Below are 16,345 nucleotides of genomic sequence, written 5' to 3'. Positions count from 1 at the left end.
GCGGGCGGCGTGGGGTGGGGGGGGGGGGCGGCGCAGTCGTGCCGGGCTGGGGGGGGGGGGGGGGCGGCCCCGGGGGGGGGGGGGGGGGGCCCCGCCCCCCCCCCCCCCGAGCTGCCCATTTCAAACACGATTCTCACCGGGCAAGGGAGGCGACCCCCCTCCCTAACCCTCCCCCCAAGGGGGGAGGGAACAAAGCCGAAGACAAGACCAGCGAGGAAACGACCGCTTACCCCACTACCTCGCGCACCAGCTCCTCCGGCACGCCGTCCACCAGCTCGACGTGCCCCAACTTCGTCGGTAGCACGAACCGCAGCTTGCCGGCCGCCGCCTTCTTGTCCCGTCGCATCACGTCGATCAGCGCGTCCGCCGGCCACGCCGGGTTCGCCCGCACCGGCAGCCCGAACGCCGTCAGCAGCTTCACCTGCCGCGCCGTCGCGTCCGGCCCGATCCGGCCGAGCTTCTCCGCCAGCCGCGAGGCGCACACCATGCCCGCCGCGACCGCCTCGCCGTGCAGCCAGGAGCCGTACCCGCCGACCGTCTCGAACGCGTGCGCAAACGTGTGGCCGTAGTTCAGCACCGCCCGCAGGCCGGTCTCCTCCCGCTCGTCCTGCTCCACGACATCCGCCTTCAGCCGGCACGACCGCGACACTACGTGTCCGACCGCCGCGCTCTCTCGCTTCAGAATCGCATCGGCGTTCGCTTCGAGCCACGCGAAGAATTCGGCGTCGAGGATGACGCCGTATTTGACGACCTCGGCCAGCCCGCTCTTGAACTCGCGGTCCGGCAGTGTGCCGAGGAACGCCGGGTCGATCCAGACGCCGGCCGGCTGGTGGAACGCGCCGACGAGGTTCTTGCCCTTCGGGTGGTTGATCCCGGTCTTGCCGCCGACGGACGAATCGACCATCGCGAGCAGCGTGGTGGGGACCATGAGCAGCGGCAGCCCGCGGTTGTAGCTGGCGGCCGCGAACCCGGCGAGGTCGCCGACGACGCCGCCGCCGACGGCGACCACGAGCGTCTGCCGGTCGGCCGGCAGGTCCGCGAGCGCGTCGAGCAGCTTGCCGAACTCGGCGAGCGACTTCGTGGCCTCGCCGCTCGGGACGGTCGTAATCGCCGCGCGGAAGCCCAGGTGTTGGAGCGCGTCGTTGACGGCGAGGGCGTGCGGTTGCGTGTTGCCGTCGGCGACGACGAGGGCGAGTTTGGCCCGCGGGGCCGAGAGCCGGACGAAGTCGGCAAAGCCGCCGAGGTCGCCGGCGAATCGGATGTCGTAAGACCGCGGCCCGAGGTTGACGCGTACCGGTTCCATGCCGTCATTGTCGGGCGCGGGGAAACGAACGGCGACCCGCCGGGGCCGGGTCGGTCATTTCCCCTGGAGTTCCGTCACCAGCTTCGCCACGAGCTGCGGGTCGTTCGCCTGGAGGAGGTGGTCGATGCGGGCCTGCGGGACGCCGAGCTTCTGCATCGTCGTCGCGATCGCCTTCCAGACCTTCTCCCGCTTCTTGCCTTCCGCGAGGTACAGGTCCGTCACCTGCTCGCCGAGCTTCTGGAGCTGAATCTGGTCCTTGTTCTCGTAGTACCGCTTGATGATGCCTTGTTGGTGGCGGGTGTAGTCGTCGAGGGCCATCGGTCTCCTCCCGTGGGGTCGCGTCACCATAAGATACCGCGCCGAACGATAGTAGTAGGCACACTCCGTGTGCCGTCTGCTGTCGGTCGCAGCGGCCCGGACGAACTCTCCGGGCGCATGAACGAGACGGCACACGGAGTGTGCCTACTACTATGACTCCATGCGCGTCGTTCTCCAGCGGGTCAGCCGGGCGAGGGTCGAAGTTGCCGGCGAAACCGTCGGCGCGGTCGGCCGCGGCTGGCTCGCGCTCCTCGGGATCGCGCCGGACGACACGTCCCAGGACGTGGCGTGGCTGGCGGACAAGACGGCCAACCTGCGGTGCTTCCCGGACGCCGACGGGAAGATGAACCTGTCCGTCCTGGACGTGGGCGGCGGGGTGCTGGTCGTCAGCCAGTTCACGCTCTACGGCGACTGCGGGAAGGGGCGGCGGCCGAGCTTCGTCGCCGCGGCCCGGCCGGAGGTCGCGGAGCCGCTGTACGTCGAGTTCCAGAATGCGCTCAAGGCGCTCGGCGTCCCCGTCGCGGCCGGGCGGTTCGGGGCGGACATGCGGGTCGAACTCGTCAACGACGGCCCGGTCACGCTGATCGTCGATTCGCGCGGTTAGCGGGCGACCCGACGGGTCGCCCGCCAACCGCCCTTGACGCCCCGCGGCGTTTTTCGGAACGTGTCGCGTTCCCCCAACCTTGGAGCTTCGCGTGGCGACGCCGATTTCCCCGACCGAATTGGCCGACCGGTTCATCGCGCTCCTGAAGGAGCGGACGGCCACGAACGACGCCGACGAGGTGCGGGCGCGGTTCCAGAAGACCTACGAGTTCATCGAGCGGGTCTTCCAGTCCCGCACGCCGGCCGAGCGGGACCCGGTGTTCCACGCGATCGCGAAGCGGATGGCCGAGCCGGACGTGCCGGTCTGGGAGTTCGCGTGCGCCGCCAACACCTGCGGCCTCGCCGTCGAGCACGGGGCCGACCCCGGCGTCTGCCTCGATCCCATCCTCGACCGGCTGACGGAACAGTTCCGCGGCATCCCGGAACTGTCGCAGAAGCTCACGGAGCTGATCGGCACGCCGAACCTGGAGACGATCCCCGAGGAGCGGTGGGAGGAACTCGCGAACCGGTCGCCGGAGACGGCGGCGCGGATGCGGGAGTTCCTCGGCATCGTGTTCAACGGCCGGGCCGCGATGGCCATGCTCTGCCGGTCCGCGGAGCTGCGGCACAAGGCCCGCCACCGCGACGAACTATTGCAACTCGCGCACGACGGCCGGCAGTTCAACCCCTACGCCCACTACGTCGCCGAGGTTCTGTTCGCCGTCGATGACGACGACGTGCTGGTCCTCGACCTGGAGAAGCAAACCGGCGTCATGGTCCGGCTGCACGCGGTCCGGAGTAACGCCCACTTCTTCACGCTGTTGCAGGCGGCGCTCGCCGGCCACCCGGCGATGGGGTGGGACGGCGACAGGCCGTCGGCGCTCTTGACGAGCATCGCGAAGGGCGAACGGATGCTGGACGGCGTGCCGCCGGCCGAGTGGCAGGCGAGCGGCGCGATGAACGAGAAGGGCGAGGTCTACGACACCGCCCTCTGGCAGTTCTACCAGTGGCCGGCGCTTCAGCCCGACGACAGCGTCGAGACGTGGGAGAAGGCGCAGCCGTACCACCCGTGGTGGGTGTGGGCCGAGATGTCGCCGCGGGACATCGTGGAACTGGACGGCATGAAGGTCGTGCTGCTCGGGAAGCCGGAGATGCCGCGGCGGTGGGCGCTCGGGTTCCTCGCGCCGGTCCACCCGGCCCTGCGGTCCGAGGTGGTCGTGCGGTCGGTGCTGAGCAAGGAGTCGGTGACGGGGTGGCTGGAGCGGGTCCGCCAGATGCCGCGGGAGGACAACCCGCTGCCGCCGGTCGAGGCGGCGTAGGGTCAATCTTTCAGCATCGTCGTCGGCGACCGCAGCCGCTCTAGCGTCGGCAGCCGCTCGCCCTTGAGGTTCTCGGCGTCCCGCTGGACGGCCTCCGCGACGGCCAGCGCCAAATCCCGGTGGTCGGCGAAGAACTGCTGCAACCGGCCGACGGACACTGCCTTCCGCGGGACGGCGTTCAGGGCCGCGGTGAACGCGGCGACCGACTCCCGCGCCTTGTCCTGGTGGGCGAGGACCACGCCGGAGCCGAGGTGGGCGGCGATCCGGTAGGCCGGGAACTGCGCGTCCTGCTGCTTGGGGCGGTCCGGCTTCTCCTGCTCCAGTTGGTGGAACACCTTCTCCGCGTCCGCGAACCGCCGCTCCTTCACGTACAGCAACCCCAGATCGAGGCTCGCGTCGATCACCTCGGCCGGCGTCGCGCCCCGCTTGTCGAGCTTCGCCAGCAGGTCCCGCTCGCGGCCGCTGACGAGCTTCACGGCCTCCGGCAGCCGCGCCTCCGGCAGGCCGGGGGCGGTCGGCCCGGCCGCGGCCGTCGCCGGCGGGTGCAACTTCCCGAACAACAGCCACCCGCCGGTGAACGCCGCCGCGACCGCCAGGCCGGCGAGGATTCGCGCCGGCCACCGCGACGGGTGGTCCGGCAAGACCAGCGGCAGCGTCGCCGTGGTCGGCAGCATCAGCGGGACGCTGGCGGCCGGGGCCGCCGCGCCGTTCGCCGGGGCGGGCGGCAGGTTCAGGGACAGCCCTTCCCGCACCTTCGCCACGTCGCGAAGGATGTCCTTCGCCGTCGGGTAGCGGTCCTCCACCCGCTTCGCCATCATCTTGTGAACGAGGTTGCACAGGTCCGGCGGCAGGTCCGGGCGGACGGCCGCCAGCGGCTCCGGGGCCTCGTTGACGTGCTTCATCGCCACGTCGATGGCGTTCGCCCCGGTGAACGGCGGGTTGCCGGCCAGCAGGTGGTAGCACGTCACGCCGAAGCTGTAGAGGTCGCTGCGGTGGTCCGTCGGCCGGCCGCGGACCTGCTCCGGCGACATGTACAGCGGCGTCCCGAGGGTGACGCCGGACTGCGTGAGGTTCAGCGGCTGCTGGTCGTCGAGCGTCAGCCGGGACAGGCCGAAGTCGGTGACCTTCACCTCGACCTTCTTCGTGAGCAGGATGTTCTCCGGCTTGATGTCGCGGTGGACGATGCCGAGTTCGCTGGCCCGCTGGAGGGCGGCGGCGACCTGTCGAATGACGGCGAGCGCGACCGGCAGTTCCGGCGGGCCTTTCCGTTCGAGGAAGTCGCGGAGGTTGCGGCCGTCCACGTACTCGAGGGCCATGAACCGCAGGCCGTCGTGCTCGCCGATGGCGTAGACCTGGACGATGTTCGGGTGGCTGATCCGGGCGACGGCCTCGGCCTCGGCCTGGAACCGCTTGAGGGCGGTGGCGTTCTGGGCTAGCTCGCCGCGGAGGAGCTTGAGCGCGACCTCCCGCTTGAGGGAGAGTTGCCGGGCGAGGTAGACCTGGCCCATGCCGCCCTGGCCGAGCTTGCGGAGGACGTGGAAGTCGCCGAGCGTGCGGCCGGTGAGGTCCGGCGGCGGCGGGTCGGCGGGGGGGACGGGGGTGGCCATCGGCAGGCTCCGGGCCGCGGCGGGCGGGGGACGAACGGCCGCGGGGGATACTACAGAGCCTACGAAATTGGGCGGGCGTGGCCCCGGTCGGGGCCACGCCCGGCGGGGGATCACTCGTCGTCGAACGCCGGCGTGATGCGGAACGTCACCACCCGGCCGGCGGCGGAGACTTCCGGCGAGTCGGACGCCGTCGCGCGGGTCGGCGGCGCGTCCACCGCCACCGGCTCGAACTCTTCAACCACCGGCGGCGCGGCCGGGGCCGACCCGAGCCGGGGCGACACGTCGAACGCCGTCACGAACGTCGCCGCGGCCGGGCCGGTCGGCATCGCGTCGAAGGTGACCTCGCCGTTGCGGATCGCGAACCCGGCGGCCGCGCCGCCGTTCGTGCCGGTCACGACCAGCGAGAACGCCGTCAGGCTGCCGGTATCCGTGCGGGCGGCGTCGTACACCTCCAGCGTCCACGTCCCGCGGGCGTTGCGGCCGTCGAACGTCGAGAGCGCCGTCTCCGGCCGGTACGTCCCGCTGAACGGGGCCGCCCCCTTCGCGACGGCCGTCCCCGCCTCGTCGTCGATCGTCGTGTTCGTGAAGTTGTTCCCGCTGCCGCCGCGGCGGTTCACCAGCGTCGAGGTCTGCCCGCCGGGGCCGATCAGCCGGATCACCAGGTCGCGGTCGTAGGTGTGGTTGACGTTGAACTTCGCGTTCACGTCCGCGATCGTGATGTCCTGGTCGATCGCGATCGTCGCCCGCGTGTAGGTGAAGTCGCGGACCGCCAGCGACCCGCCGGCGTAGGTGAACGTCTGCGCGGCCGGCGGCGGGGTGATCGTCCGCGTCGCCGTGTACCGGTCCCCCGGCACTTCGCCGTTCGTGCCGTTCGCGTTCTGGTCCATCGCGTTCCCGGCCGCGTCCAGGACGCCCGGCCCGAGGACGAGGGTGTACGTCCCGGCCGCCGTCTGCGTGGCGAACGTCAGGTCGAACTGCGTGTTGTTCGTGCCGGTCACGGGCGTGACGCCGGTGACGGTGAGCGCGCCGTTCGGGCCGGTGAAGCTGACGACATCGGCCGTGTCGAAGCTGCCCGCGTTGATCGCCTCGTTGAACGTGACGCGGAGGCCGGTGACGGAATTCGTCCCGCCGAACGCGGCGGCCGTGACCCGCGCCCCGGTGAGGTCCGCCGGCGGCGGCGGCGGGGACGGCGGGGACGTGACGCCGATCAGCGCGCCGACGTTCAACCGCTTCCCGCCCTGGACCACGCTCGTGAGGCCGGACACGGTGTCGGCCGTCGCCTTCAGCCGGTCGATCACTTCCGTCGCCGTCGCCGTCGGGTTCGCGTCCCAGTACAGGGCGATCGCCCCGGCGACGTGCGGGCTGGCCATCGACGTGCCGCTGAAGTTGCTGTACGTGTTGTTCGGCGTCGTGCTGACGATCCCCGAACCGGGGGCGGCGATGTCCACCGTGGTGACGCCGTAGTTCGAGAAGCTCGACCGGGCGTCGGTGCTGGTCGTGGACGCGACGGCGACGACGTTCGCCAGGTTGTAGCTGGCCGGGTAGCTCGGCGACGTGTCGATGTTCACGTTGCTGTTGCCGGCGGCCGCAACGAAGATGTGGCCCTTCGCCTGCGCCGCCTGGATGGCGTTGAACAGCGTGCTGCTGTACCCCCCGCCGCCCCAACTGTTGTTGGACACCTTCGCCCCGTTGGCGACGGCGTAGTTCAGCGCCTCGACGGCGTCGCTGGTGGACCCGCTGCCGGACGCGGACAGGAACTTCAGCGCCATGATCTTGACGCCCCAGTTCACGCCCGCGACGCCGACGCCGTTGTTCCCGACCGCCCCGATCGTCCCGGCGACGTGCGTGCCGTGGCCGTTGTCGTCGAACGGGTTGCCGGTGTTCGTCCCGATGAAGTTCGCCCCGTAGAAGTCGTCCACGAGGCCGTTGCCGTCGTTGTCGATGCCGTCGCCGTTCACCTCGCCGGGGTTCCGCCACATGTTGGCGTTCAGGTCCGGGTGGTTGTAATCGACGCCGCTGTCGATGACGGCGACGACGAAGTTGCCGGACCCGGTCGTCGTGTCCCACGCCGTCGGCGCGGAGATCTTCGACATGGCGTAGAGCTGCGAGTAGCCGGGGTCGTTCGGCGTGCGTTCCACCTGCACGACGTAGTCCGGCTCCGCGGCCGTGACGCCGGGCAGCGCCGAGTAGTACGTGATCGCGTCGCCGGACGCGACGCCGGTGTCCAGGGTGACGGTGTAGATGCCGAACCCGACGTGCTCGACGGTATCGGCGAACGGCGCGGCCGACAGCTGGGCGAGCGCCGCGGCGGACTCGCCGCCGGCGGTGGTGACGACGTTGATGCGGTCGGCGGGGGTGGCGACCACGGACAGGTTCACGGCGAACGGATCGACCATCCCGGACGGGTTCGAGCGGTCTTCCAGGTACTCCATCGAGAGGCGTGTGGCCCGGTACGTGGGCGTGCGGGGACGCTTGCGCATGAAAAAACATCCTTCGAGAAAAACGGGACGTGGGAAGCCAAGTCGCGCGAGTCGAGGGCGAACGATCGGTTGCAGTGGTTATAAGGTGTACGGCCGGGGATGATGAAGCGGATTTCAGATTTTCCCCCGCGGTTCCCCGAAGTCCCGGCCGGGGGTCGCGCGGCGGTCGGAATTTTACATCCGGAATGAAACCCGGCCCGACGGCCGGCCGTCGGGCGGACGTATAATTCGCACATGGACCCACACCAGCCGCCCGACGTGACGCAGCTCGCCCAGCGGGGCCACCGGTACGCCCGGCGGCAGGAGTACGCGAAGGCCGTCGAGGCGTTCACCGGCGCGATCGACCTCGACCCGACGGACGCCGACCTCTACTACCACCGCGGGAACGCGCTCGTCGCCGTCGGCGAGTTCCGGAAGGCCATCGACGACTTCGAGCGGGCCATCGACCTCCAGCCGGACCTGCACGCCGCCTACCACAACCGCGGGACGGCGCACGTCGATCTCCAGCAGTACGACGCGGCCATCGCCGACTTCACGGAGGCCATCCGGCTCAGCCCGCAGGACATCGACCCCCTCAACGGCCGCGGGGCCGCGTACAGCCGCAAGGGGGACTTCGACGCGGCGCTGGCCGACTACGCGGCGGCGCTGGAGATCGACCCGGAGTCGTTCCGCGTCTACTTCAACCGGGCGAACGCGCACAGCACGAAGGGGGACAACGAGAAGGCCGTGGAGGACTACTCGGCGGCGATCAAGTTGAACCCGCAGCACGCGCGGGCGTACATCTACCGCGCGCTCTGCCACGAGAACCTCGACGACCTCGACGAGGCGCTCGCGGACCTGGGCACGGCCCTGCGGCTGAACGGCCGGTCGCCGGAGGCGTTCTGGCACCGCGCCCGCCTCTGGAGCGACCAGGGGGAGTACCGCAAGGCGGTCGAAGACTACTCGTGGGTGATCCGCCTCGACCCGGAGGAGCAGCGGGCGTACAACCTCCGCGGCATCGCTTACGCCGAGCTGAACGAGCACGCGAAGGCCATCGCGGACTTCACGGAGGCGATCCGCCGCGACCCGACGGACGTGGGGGCGGTGTACAACCGCGGCCTGTCGCACGCCCGCGCCCGCCAGTGGGAAGAAGCCGCCGCCGACTTCACGAAGGCGATCGACCTCGACCCGGCCGACGCGGCCGCGTACATCCAGCGGGGGTACGCGCACCTGGAGCTGCTCGACCCGGACCGGGCGGTCGCGGACTTCACCCTCGCCATCGAGAAGAAGCCGGACAACGCCCGCGCGTACGCGGCGCGGGCGTCCGCCCACCGCCGCGCGGAGAACTGGCCGGCGGTGCTGGCGGACGCGACGAAGGCCGTCGAGCTGAACGAGAACTTCGACGCGGCGTACAACCTGCGGGCGGCCGCGCACTACGGCCTCGGCGACTACGCCGCCGCCATCGCCGACCACGAGAAGGCCCGCACCATCGACCCGGACGACGCGAACACGCTCAACTACCTGGCGTGGTTACGGTCCACCTGCCCGCGGGCGGAACTGCGGGACGGCACGAAGGCGACGACGGACGCGATCCGGGCGTGCGAGCTGACCGATCACAAGTACCCCGGCTTCCTCGACACGCTGGCCGCGGCCTACGCGGAGGCCGGACGGTTCGACGACGCGATCAAGTGGCAGCAGAAGGTCATCGACATGGTCCCGCCGGACGAGAAGCCGGAGTACGAGGCCCGGCTGAGGCTCTACCAGTCCGGCAAGCCGTACCGCGACGAGAAGTAATTTTGCATTTTTCATTGGTCATTTTGCATTGGTCCGGGTCGTTAATGATCGAACCAATGCAAAATGACCAATGAGAAATGCAAAACGACGAACCCGCTCATCTCCGAACCTTCGCCACTTGTCGGCACTCCCTCACCTCGGAAAATACCTGTTGTCTCTTTTCTCCAAGAGGGTACTTCCGTGGCTGTGAACGTGGCGGTGGTCGGGGCGACCGGGGCGGTGGGCGACCTCATTCGGACGGTGCTCGTCGAGCGCAATTTCCCGGTCAAGACGATCAAATTCCTGGCGTCCGCGAAGTCGGCCGGGAAGACCGTCGAGTTCGCCGGGAAACCGTACCCCGTCGAGCCGATCAACCCCGCCGCGTTCGCCGGCGTGCAGATCGTCCTCAGCTCCACGCCGTCCGGCGTCAGCAAGGAATTCAGCCCCATCGCCGCGAAGGCCGGGGCCATCGTCGTCGATAACAGTTCCGCGTGGCGGATGGACCCGGACTGTCCGCTGGTCGTTCCCGAGGTGAACGCGGACCAACTCCACCACGCGAAGAAGGGGATCGTCGCGAACCCGAACTGCGTGGCCATCCCGCTGACCGTGGCCGTGAAGCCGCTGACGGCGCTCGCGAGGGTGAAGCGGCTGGTCGTGTGCACCTACCAGTCGTCGTCCGGCAAGGGGGCGAAGGGGCTGGCAGACTTCGAGAGCCAGCTCACCGCCTACGCCGCCGGCAAGCCGGTCCCGGCCCCGACGGCGCACCGGGCGCAACTCGCCGGGAACGTCATCACGCTCGACTGGACGCTCGACCCGAACGGGTACACGGAGGAGGAGAACAAGGTCGTCAACGAGACGAAGAAGATCCTCGGCGACGCGGCCCTCGGCGTCAGCCCGACGTGCGTGCGCGTCCCCGTCAAGGTGGCCCACAGCGAGGCCGTGAACATCGAGTTCGACCGCCCGGTGTCCGTCGCCGATGCGAAGGCGGCGCTGGCGAAGGCCGCCGGCGTGGTGCTGATGGACGAGACGAAGGGCGAGTTCCCGCAGCCGTTGCACGCGACCGGCAGCGACCACACGTTCGTCGGCCGCGTCCGGCTCGACCCGTCGAACCCGAACGCGCTGAACCTGTGGCTCGTCTCCGACAACCTCCGCAAGGGCGCGGCCACGAACGCCGTGCAGTGCGCGGAGGAGTTGGTTCGCCGCGGCATCGTGCGATGACAGGCGAACGGCACGGCGTAAGCGTGCCGGTGTGCGCCCGAGTGCAGCACCGGCACGCTTACGCCGTGCCGTTCGCCTCCAAATCCCATGCGTAACCTCAAGATGATCTGCCGGTACGACGGCACGGACTTCTCCGGCTGGCAGACGCAGCCGGGCGTCCGCACCGTGCAGGAGACGGTGGAACAGGCGATCATGAGCATCACCCAGGAAGAGCGAGTCCGTGCGAACTGTAGCGGCCGGACGGACGCCGGGGTTCACGCGATGGGGCAGGTGTTCAACTTCTACACGGCCACCCGATTGGAGTGCGCGACGCTGGTGAAGGCGGTGAACGCGAAGCTGCCGGACGACGTGGCCGTCACGAGCTGCGAGGAGGCCGGGCAGGCGTTCGACGCGAACCGGGACGCCGTGAAGAAGATGTACCGGTACGTCATCAACGACAGCCGCATCCCGGACCCGTTCCTGCGGCGGTACGCGTGGCAGACGCGGCGGCGGCTCGACGCCGACCGGATGCACCGGGCAGCCCAAAGCCTGGTCGGGCGGCACGACTTCCGGTGCTTCGAGACGCAGTGGCCGAATCGCCTCAGCAGCGTGCGGACGATCGCGCAGATTTGCGTGACCCGCCACGACGAGTGCGTGCGGGTCGAGGTGGAGGCGGACGGGTTCCTGTACAACATGGTGCGGGCGATCACCGGCACGCTCTACCTGATCGGCCACGACTACTGGCCGGTCGAGAAGATGCGGGAAGTGTTAGAGGCGATGGACCGCCGCGAGGCCGGCCCGACCGCCCCGCCGCAGGGACTGTTCCTGATGCGGGTCACGTACTGATTCATTTCGCACTTTTCATTTCAAACTTTGCATTGGTTCTACTCGATTCGGACCAGTTCAAAATCTGAAATGAAAAGTGCAAAACGGGAAAGCGAGCCGATGTCCGAGTTCACGTACCCCGCCGAGCTGCCGATCGTGCCGCTGACGGCCGCCCCGCGGAAGACGGTGAGCGTCCCCGGCAGCAAGAGCATCACGAACCGGGCACTCGTGCTGGCGGCGCTGACCTCGCCGGGATGCACGTTGACCGGCGCGCTTCAGAGCGAAGACACCGAAGTGATGGTGGATTGCCTTCGGCGATTGGGATTCGAGGTAACGACCGAGTGGCAGAGTACGACGATTGATGTGTTCCGAAACGTCAGCTACGAGATGCTCGAAGATGATGAATGGATTCCCAACGGCACGGCGGACCTCTTCGTCGGCAACTCGGGTACGACCGTCCGGTTTCTCACCGCAATGTTGGCGCTCGGGGAAGGCACGTACCGCCTTGATGGCGTGCCGAGAATGCGGGAACGGCCGATACAAGACTTACTCGATGCTTTGAAGCAACTCGGCGTGGACGCGCGGAGTGAATGCGAGAATGGCTGTCCGCCGGTTGTGATTCATGCCAACGGGCTTCGCGGCGGCCACGTCCGAATGAAGGCTGATGTCAGCAGTCAGTTCCTCAGTGGGCTAATGCTCGCCGCCCCCTTCGCGAGGGGCGACACGAGGATTGAGATCGCCGGCGGACTCGTCTCCGAGCCATACGTCGAAATGACGATGAGCATGTTGCGGTTCTTCGATCTAAAAATTACCCGCGACGAAAGCGGGGTGTACCACGTTCCCGGCCGGCAAACTCACTCGATGGCGTGTTACCCCATCGAACCCGACGCCTCGGCCGCGTCGTACTTCTTCGCCGTCCCCGCCATCGTCGGCGGCGAGGTCACCGTGCGTGGCATGACCCGCGACATGCTGCAAGGGGACATAAAGTTCGTCGAAGTCCTCGAACGCATGGGTTGCACCGTAACGTACACCGACGACGGCATCCGGTTAGCGTTCGACCCAGCGGGTCGAACGCTAACCGGCATCGACGTAGACATGAACGCCATCAGCGACACGGTCATGACGCTCGCCGCCGTCGCCCTGTTCGCCGACGGGCCGACCACGATCCGCAACGTCGCCCACATCCGCCACAAGGAGACCGACCGCATCGCCGCCGTCGCCACCGAACTCCGCAAGCTCGGTGCCCGCGTCGAGGAGCGGGCCGACGGCCTGACCATCCACCCCCGGCCGCTGACGGGCTGCGCCGTGGACACGTACAACGACCACCGCATGGCGATGAGCCTCGCCCTCGTCGGCCTCAAGGTTCCTGGCGTCGTGATCCGCAACCCCGGCTGCGTCGCGAAGACGTACCCCGGCTTCTGGCACGACCTCGAAAAACTCCGCGGCCCCGTGTAACACGTCCGCCCGCCGCGGGTTGATCGGGATGCACTCTTACCCCCAACCCGCGAGGCTGTCATGACCCGCAAGCTGTTCCTGCTCGCCGCGTTCGCCGTCGGCCTGTCGTTCCCCGCCGCGTCCGCCGAGGACGAGAAGAAGGCGAAGGGCAAGCTCGGCAAGCTCGACAAGGCCAAGATGTTCGAGAAGCTCGACGCCAACGCCGACGGCAAGCTGTCGAAGGACGAGTTCAAGGTCGGCATCGACAAGATGAAGGAGATGCTCACGACGAAGGGCGGCGAGAAGGCGAAGGAACTGGCGGACAAGATGGACCCGGAGAAGACGTTCGAGAAGATCGACGCGGACAAGGACGGGTCGATCAGCAAGGCCGAGTTCGAGAAGTTCGAGCCGCTCGCGGACCTGCGGAAGAAGTAAAAATCCCGTCGTCAATCGCCGTTGACGCCCATCGTTTCGCCGTGTTACCCTTCGCGGCATCATGCGGCCGGAGACGTTCCTCGCCATCGTTCGCGGTCGCCGCCGGGGGGTCGGCGCGGCCGCGGCGCGGGCCGCGTTCCGCCTGTTGAGCTGGCCCTACGCCCTCGGCACGCGGGTCCGCAACGCCCTGTACGACCGCGGGTGGAAGCACACGTTCCGCGCCGCCGTGCCGGTCGTCAGCGTCGGCAACCTGACGCTCGGCGGGACCGGCAAGACGCCGTGCGTCGAGTACGTGGCGGCCCTCCTGCGGGACCGCGGCCTGCGGCCGGCGATCCTCAGCCGCGGGTACGGGGCCGAACAGAACCGCAACGACGAGGCGATGGTCCTGGAAGAGAACCTGCCGGACGTGCCGCACCTGCAAGGGGCCGACCGCGTGCAACTGGCGATGACCGCCGTGGAAGAACTCGACGCCGACGCGCTGGTCCTCGACGACGGGTTCCAGCACCGACGGCTCCGGCGCGACCTGGACATCGTGCTACTGGACGCGACGTGGCCGCTGGCGTGCGAATCGATGTTCCCCCGCGGCCTGCTCCGCGAGCCGGTGAGTGGCCTAGGCCGGGCGGACGCGATCATCCTGACGCGGTGCGACCAGGCGACGACGGCCGACGACCAGGCGGCGTGGTTGAAACGGCGGTTCCCGACGAAGCCGGTGGCGAAGGCCGTCCACGCCCCGCTGGAACTCGTCGGGCCGGACGAATCACGGGAGGGGCTGGAAGCGTTGGCGCGGTCGCCGGTCGCGGCGTTCTGCGGCATCGGCAACCCGGACGCCTTCCGCGGCACGCTCGAATCCTTGGGGGCGAAGCCGGTCACGTTCCGCGCGTACGCCGACCACCACGCCTACACCCGCGACGACGTGGCCGAGCTGACCCGCTGGGCGAACGAGCTGCCGCCGAACGCGGTCGTCGTGACGACGCAGAAGGACTGGGTGAAGCTGCGGCTCGCCGACCTCGCCGGCCGCCGCCTGTGGGCGCTGCGGGTCGGCTTCCAGCTGATCGAAGGTGAGTCGGAACTGTTGGAATTGCTGAAAAGAGATTTCACCGCGGAGGACGCGGAGAACGCTGAGGAAAAACCGGAAGAGAGTTTGGAAGACGGAAATTAACTCTTGTTTTCTCTCCGCGTTCTCCGCGTCCTCCGCGGTGAATCGCCTTTTCACTCGGACGCACGGATGCGAACGATTGCCCTCTTCTTACCGAACTGGATCGGCGACGTGGTCATGGCCACGCCGGCCGTCCGGGCCGTCCGCGAGCACTTCCCGCGGGCGCGGCTCTTGGCCGTGTGCAAGCCCTACGTCGCGGACACGCTCGCCGGGTCGCCGTGGTTCGACGACCTCGTCCCGTTCGACAAGGCCGGCCCCCGGCACCGCCGGTTCCGGTTCGTACTGACCCGCCTCGCCGACGAGAAGCTCGACGCGGCCGTGCTGTTCCCGAACTCGTTCCGGGCCGCGCTCGTCGCCCGGCTCGCCGGGGCGCGGCAGGTCGTCGGCTACGCCCGCTACTTCCGCGACGCGCTACTGACGCACCGCTTCTACCCGAAGCGCGGCCGCGACGGGCGGCCGAAGCCGTCGCCGGTGATCGACGACTACAACCGGCTCGTGACGCCGCTCGGCGTGCCGGACCCCGGCCGTCGGATGGAGCTGTTCACGACGCCGACGGACGAGGCCGACGCCGAACGCTTCTGGCTGAAGCACGGGCTGAACCGCGTGAACCGGGTCGTCGGGCTGAACCCCGGCGGGGCGTTCGGCGCGGCGAAGCACTGGCCGACGGCACACTTCGCGGAGGTCGCCCGGCGGTTCGCCGAGCAGCGGTCCACGGCCGTGGTCGTCCTGTGCGGCCCGGCGGAACGGGCGGAGGCCGACCGCATCGCGGAACAAGCCGGCCGGCCGAACGTCGCGTCGCTCGCTGACAGTCCGCTGTCAGTCGGGCTGACGAAGGCGGTCGTCCGGCGGCTGAGCCTGCTCGTCACGACGGACAGCGGCCCGCGGCACTTCGCGGCGGCGTTCGGCGTGCCGGTCGTGACGCTGTTCGGCCCCACGCACGTCGGCTGGACGGAGACGTACTTCGCGAAGGCCCTGCACCTGCAGAAGCGGCTGCCGTGCGGCCCGTGCCAGCAGCGCGTTTGCCCGCTCGCCCACCACCAGTGCATGACCGACCTGTCGCCCGGCGAAGTGTTCGCCGCGGCCCGCGACTGGGTGGCGGGGTTCGAGCCGCACCGGGAGGTTCGCCATGTTGGTTAACTTGATGCCGCCGGTGGACGCGGAGTTAATCGGCCTCCGCGAGCCGGACGTGGTGGTCGCCGCCACCGGGCCGGTTCGCGGGTTCGTCGTCGTGCATCCCCGGTACCGGAACTGGTTGGCGAAGTGCGGCGTCCGCACCGCGGCGGACGCGCTCGCCCTGCCCGGCGAGATCGTCTCCGGCCACGCGAACCGGCACGTCCTGCAGGTGGCGATGAAGTCCGGCAGCGGTACGCGGACGCTGTTTCTGAAGCGGGAGCACGCGGTCAACTGGCGGGTGCGGCTGAAGAACTGGCGGGACGGGTTCGGCCGCGTGTCGCGGTCCGAGCGCGAGGCGAAGGTGCTGGATCGACTCGAAGCGGCCGGGCTGCCGGGGCCGCACTGGGTCGCCTACGGCGAAGACGGCGACGGCCGGGCGTTCCTGCTCGTGGACGAGTTGACCGGCTTCCGCGACCTGCGGGCCGTGCTGGCTGACACCGCACTGTCAGCGGCCGACCGCGCGACGCTGGCGGCCCGCCTCGGCGAGTCGCTGGCGGCGCTGCACGCGGCCGGGTTCGACACGCCGGACTTGGCGGCGAAGCACGTGTTCGTCCGGCCGGGGTCGTTCTCGGTCACGGTGCTGGACTGGCAGTCGGCGAAGCCGGCCGCGGCCCTCGACACGATCGCGCGTCTGGACGCGCTGGCGAGTTTGAACGCGTCGCTCGTCGAGTGGCTCGCGACGCCGCGGGAGCGACTACGGATGCTGCGGGCGTATCTACGGGCGATGCGGCCGAAGGCTTTGTTCCCTCCCCCCTTGGGGGGGA

General features: G+C 69.3%; 14 protein-coding genes. 10 read left to right on the top strand and 4 right to left on the bottom strand.

Annotated elements, in window-relative coordinates:
- Window positions 1-226: 226 nt before the first annotated feature.
- Both aroB and AC5JJ2_RS24130 read right to left on the bottom strand, forming a co-directional pair.
- Complete coding sequence (gene aroB, locus AC5JJ2_RS24135) at window positions 227-1,303, bottom strand: 3-dehydroquinate synthase (protein WP_495860603.1); 1,077 nt, start codon at window positions 1,301-1,303, stop codon at window positions 227-229.
- 54 nt (window positions 1,304-1,357) lie between these two features.
- On the bottom strand, window positions 1,358-1,621 hold the full coding sequence (locus tag AC5JJ2_RS24130; protein WP_495860602.1) for a hypothetical protein: 264 nt from the start codon (window positions 1,619-1,621) through the stop codon (window positions 1,358-1,360).
- A gap of 160 nt (window positions 1,622-1,781) precedes the next feature.
- Here AC5JJ2_RS24130 and dtd point away from each other — a divergent pair, with 160 nt between their 5' ends.
- Both dtd and AC5JJ2_RS24120 read left to right on the top strand, forming a co-directional pair.
- Window positions 1,782-2,225 carry a D-aminoacyl-tRNA deacylase gene (gene dtd, locus AC5JJ2_RS24125; protein ID WP_495860601.1) on the top strand — a complete coding sequence of 148 codons (444 nt, stop codon included), beginning with the start codon at window positions 1,782-1,784 and terminating at the stop codon, window positions 2,223-2,225.
- A 91-nt stretch (window positions 2,226-2,316) separates the two neighbouring features.
- The gene (locus tag AC5JJ2_RS24120; protein ID WP_495860600.1) at window positions 2,317-3,522 is read left to right on the top strand and encodes a hypothetical protein; all 1,206 of its coding nucleotides are present in this window, start codon (window positions 2,317-2,319) and stop codon (window positions 3,520-3,522) included.
- Window positions 3,523-3,524: 2 nt separating this feature from the next.
- On the opposite strand, the gene AC5JJ2_RS24115 is transcribed toward AC5JJ2_RS24120, so the two are convergent.
- Window positions 3,525-5,129, bottom strand: coding sequence for a serine/threonine-protein kinase (locus AC5JJ2_RS24115; protein ID WP_495860599.1), 1,605 nt, complete (start codon window positions 5,127-5,129; stop codon window positions 3,525-3,527).
- Window positions 5,130-5,239: 110 nt separating this feature from the next.
- On the bottom strand, window positions 5,240-7,609 hold the full coding sequence (locus AC5JJ2_RS24110) for a S8 family serine peptidase (RefSeq protein ID WP_495860598.1): 2,370 nt from the start codon (window positions 7,607-7,609) through the stop codon (window positions 5,240-5,242).
- A gap of 234 nt (window positions 7,610-7,843) precedes the next feature.
- On the opposite strand from AC5JJ2_RS24110, the gene AC5JJ2_RS24105 reads away from it, so the two are divergent.
- The 8 genes from AC5JJ2_RS24105 to AC5JJ2_RS24070 form a co-directional block, all read left to right on the top strand.
- Window positions 7,844-9,382, top strand: a complete 1,539-nt coding sequence (locus AC5JJ2_RS24105) for a tetratricopeptide repeat protein (RefSeq protein ID WP_495860597.1) — start codon at window positions 7,844-7,846, stop codon at window positions 9,380-9,382.
- A 180-nt stretch (window positions 9,383-9,562) separates the two neighbouring features.
- Window positions 9,563-10,579 carry an aspartate-semialdehyde dehydrogenase gene (locus AC5JJ2_RS24100; RefSeq protein WP_495860596.1) on the top strand — a complete coding sequence of 339 codons (1,017 nt, stop codon included), beginning with the start codon at window positions 9,563-9,565 and terminating at the stop codon, window positions 10,577-10,579.
- Between the two features lie 87 nt (window positions 10,580-10,666).
- A complete protein-coding gene (truA, locus tag AC5JJ2_RS24095) occupies window positions 10,667-11,404 on the top strand; it encodes a tRNA pseudouridine(38-40) synthase TruA (protein WP_495860595.1) in 738 nt (245 codons plus the stop codon).
- A 99-nt stretch (window positions 11,405-11,503) separates the two neighbouring features.
- Complete coding sequence (aroA, locus tag AC5JJ2_RS24090) at window positions 11,504-12,838, top strand: 3-phosphoshikimate 1-carboxyvinyltransferase (protein ID WP_495860594.1); 1,335 nt, start codon at window positions 11,504-11,506, stop codon at window positions 12,836-12,838.
- A gap of 60 nt (window positions 12,839-12,898) precedes the next feature.
- On the top strand, window positions 12,899-13,252 hold the full coding sequence (locus AC5JJ2_RS24085; protein ID WP_495860593.1) for an EF-hand domain-containing protein: 354 nt from the start codon (window positions 12,899-12,901) through the stop codon (window positions 13,250-13,252).
- 61 nt (window positions 13,253-13,313) lie between these two features.
- Window positions 13,314-14,411: a tetraacyldisaccharide 4'-kinase gene (gene lpxK / locus AC5JJ2_RS24080; RefSeq protein ID WP_495860592.1), complete on the top strand. Its 1,098-nt coding sequence runs from the start codon at window positions 13,314-13,316 to the stop codon at window positions 14,409-14,411.
- Between the two features lie 66 nt (window positions 14,412-14,477).
- A complete protein-coding gene (waaF, locus tag AC5JJ2_RS24075) occupies window positions 14,478-15,545 on the top strand; it encodes a lipopolysaccharide heptosyltransferase II (RefSeq protein WP_495860591.1) in 1,068 nt (355 codons plus the stop codon).
- Window positions 15,535-16,345 (top strand): lipopolysaccharide kinase InaA family protein (locus tag AC5JJ2_RS24070; protein ID WP_495860590.1); only part of this gene is annotated, 811 nt, incomplete at its 3' end. The genes waaF and AC5JJ2_RS24070, both read left to right, overlap by 11 nt.

It is taken from the genome of Limnoglobus sp., assembly GCF_059499385.1.
The sequence above is the reverse complement of the archived record's forward strand: the minus strand, read 5'-3'. Positions and strand labels throughout refer to the sequence as shown.

Excerpts from the sequence above, each read along its gene's own strand:
- lpxK (WP_495860592.1), top strand. The coding sequence starts at position 13,314 with ATGCGGCCGGAGACGTTCCTCGCCATCGTTCGCGGTCGCCGCCGGGGG.
- aroB (WP_495860603.1), bottom strand. The coding sequence starts at position 1,303 with ATGGAACCGGTACGCGTCAACCTCGGGCCGCGGTCTTACGACATCCGA.
- AC5JJ2_RS24130 (WP_495860602.1), bottom strand. The coding sequence starts at position 1,621 with ATGGCCCTCGACGACTACACCCGCCACCAACAAGGCATCATCAAGCGG.
- dtd (WP_495860601.1), top strand. The coding sequence starts at position 1,782 with ATGCGCGTCGTTCTCCAGCGGGTCAGCCGGGCGAGGGTCGAAGTTGCC.
- waaF (WP_495860591.1), top strand. The coding sequence starts at position 14,478 with ATGCGAACGATTGCCCTCTTCTTACCGAACTGGATCGGCGACGTGGTC.
- aroA (WP_495860594.1), top strand. The coding sequence starts at position 11,504 with ATGTCCGAGTTCACGTACCCCGCCGAGCTGCCGATCGTGCCGCTGACG.
- AC5JJ2_RS24105 (WP_495860597.1), top strand. The coding sequence starts at position 7,844 with ATGGACCCACACCAGCCGCCCGACGTGACGCAGCTCGCCCAGCGGGGC.
- AC5JJ2_RS24115 (WP_495860599.1), bottom strand. The coding sequence starts at position 5,129 with ATGGCCACCCCCGTCCCCCCCGCCGACCCGCCGCCGCCGGACCTCACC.
- AC5JJ2_RS24110 (WP_495860598.1), bottom strand. The coding sequence starts at position 7,609 with ATGCGCAAGCGTCCCCGCACGCCCACGTACCGGGCCACACGCCTCTCG.
- truA (WP_495860595.1), top strand. The coding sequence starts at position 10,667 with ATGCGTAACCTCAAGATGATCTGCCGGTACGACGGCACGGACTTCTCC.
- AC5JJ2_RS24085 (WP_495860593.1), top strand. The coding sequence starts at position 12,899 with ATGACCCGCAAGCTGTTCCTGCTCGCCGCGTTCGCCGTCGGCCTGTCG.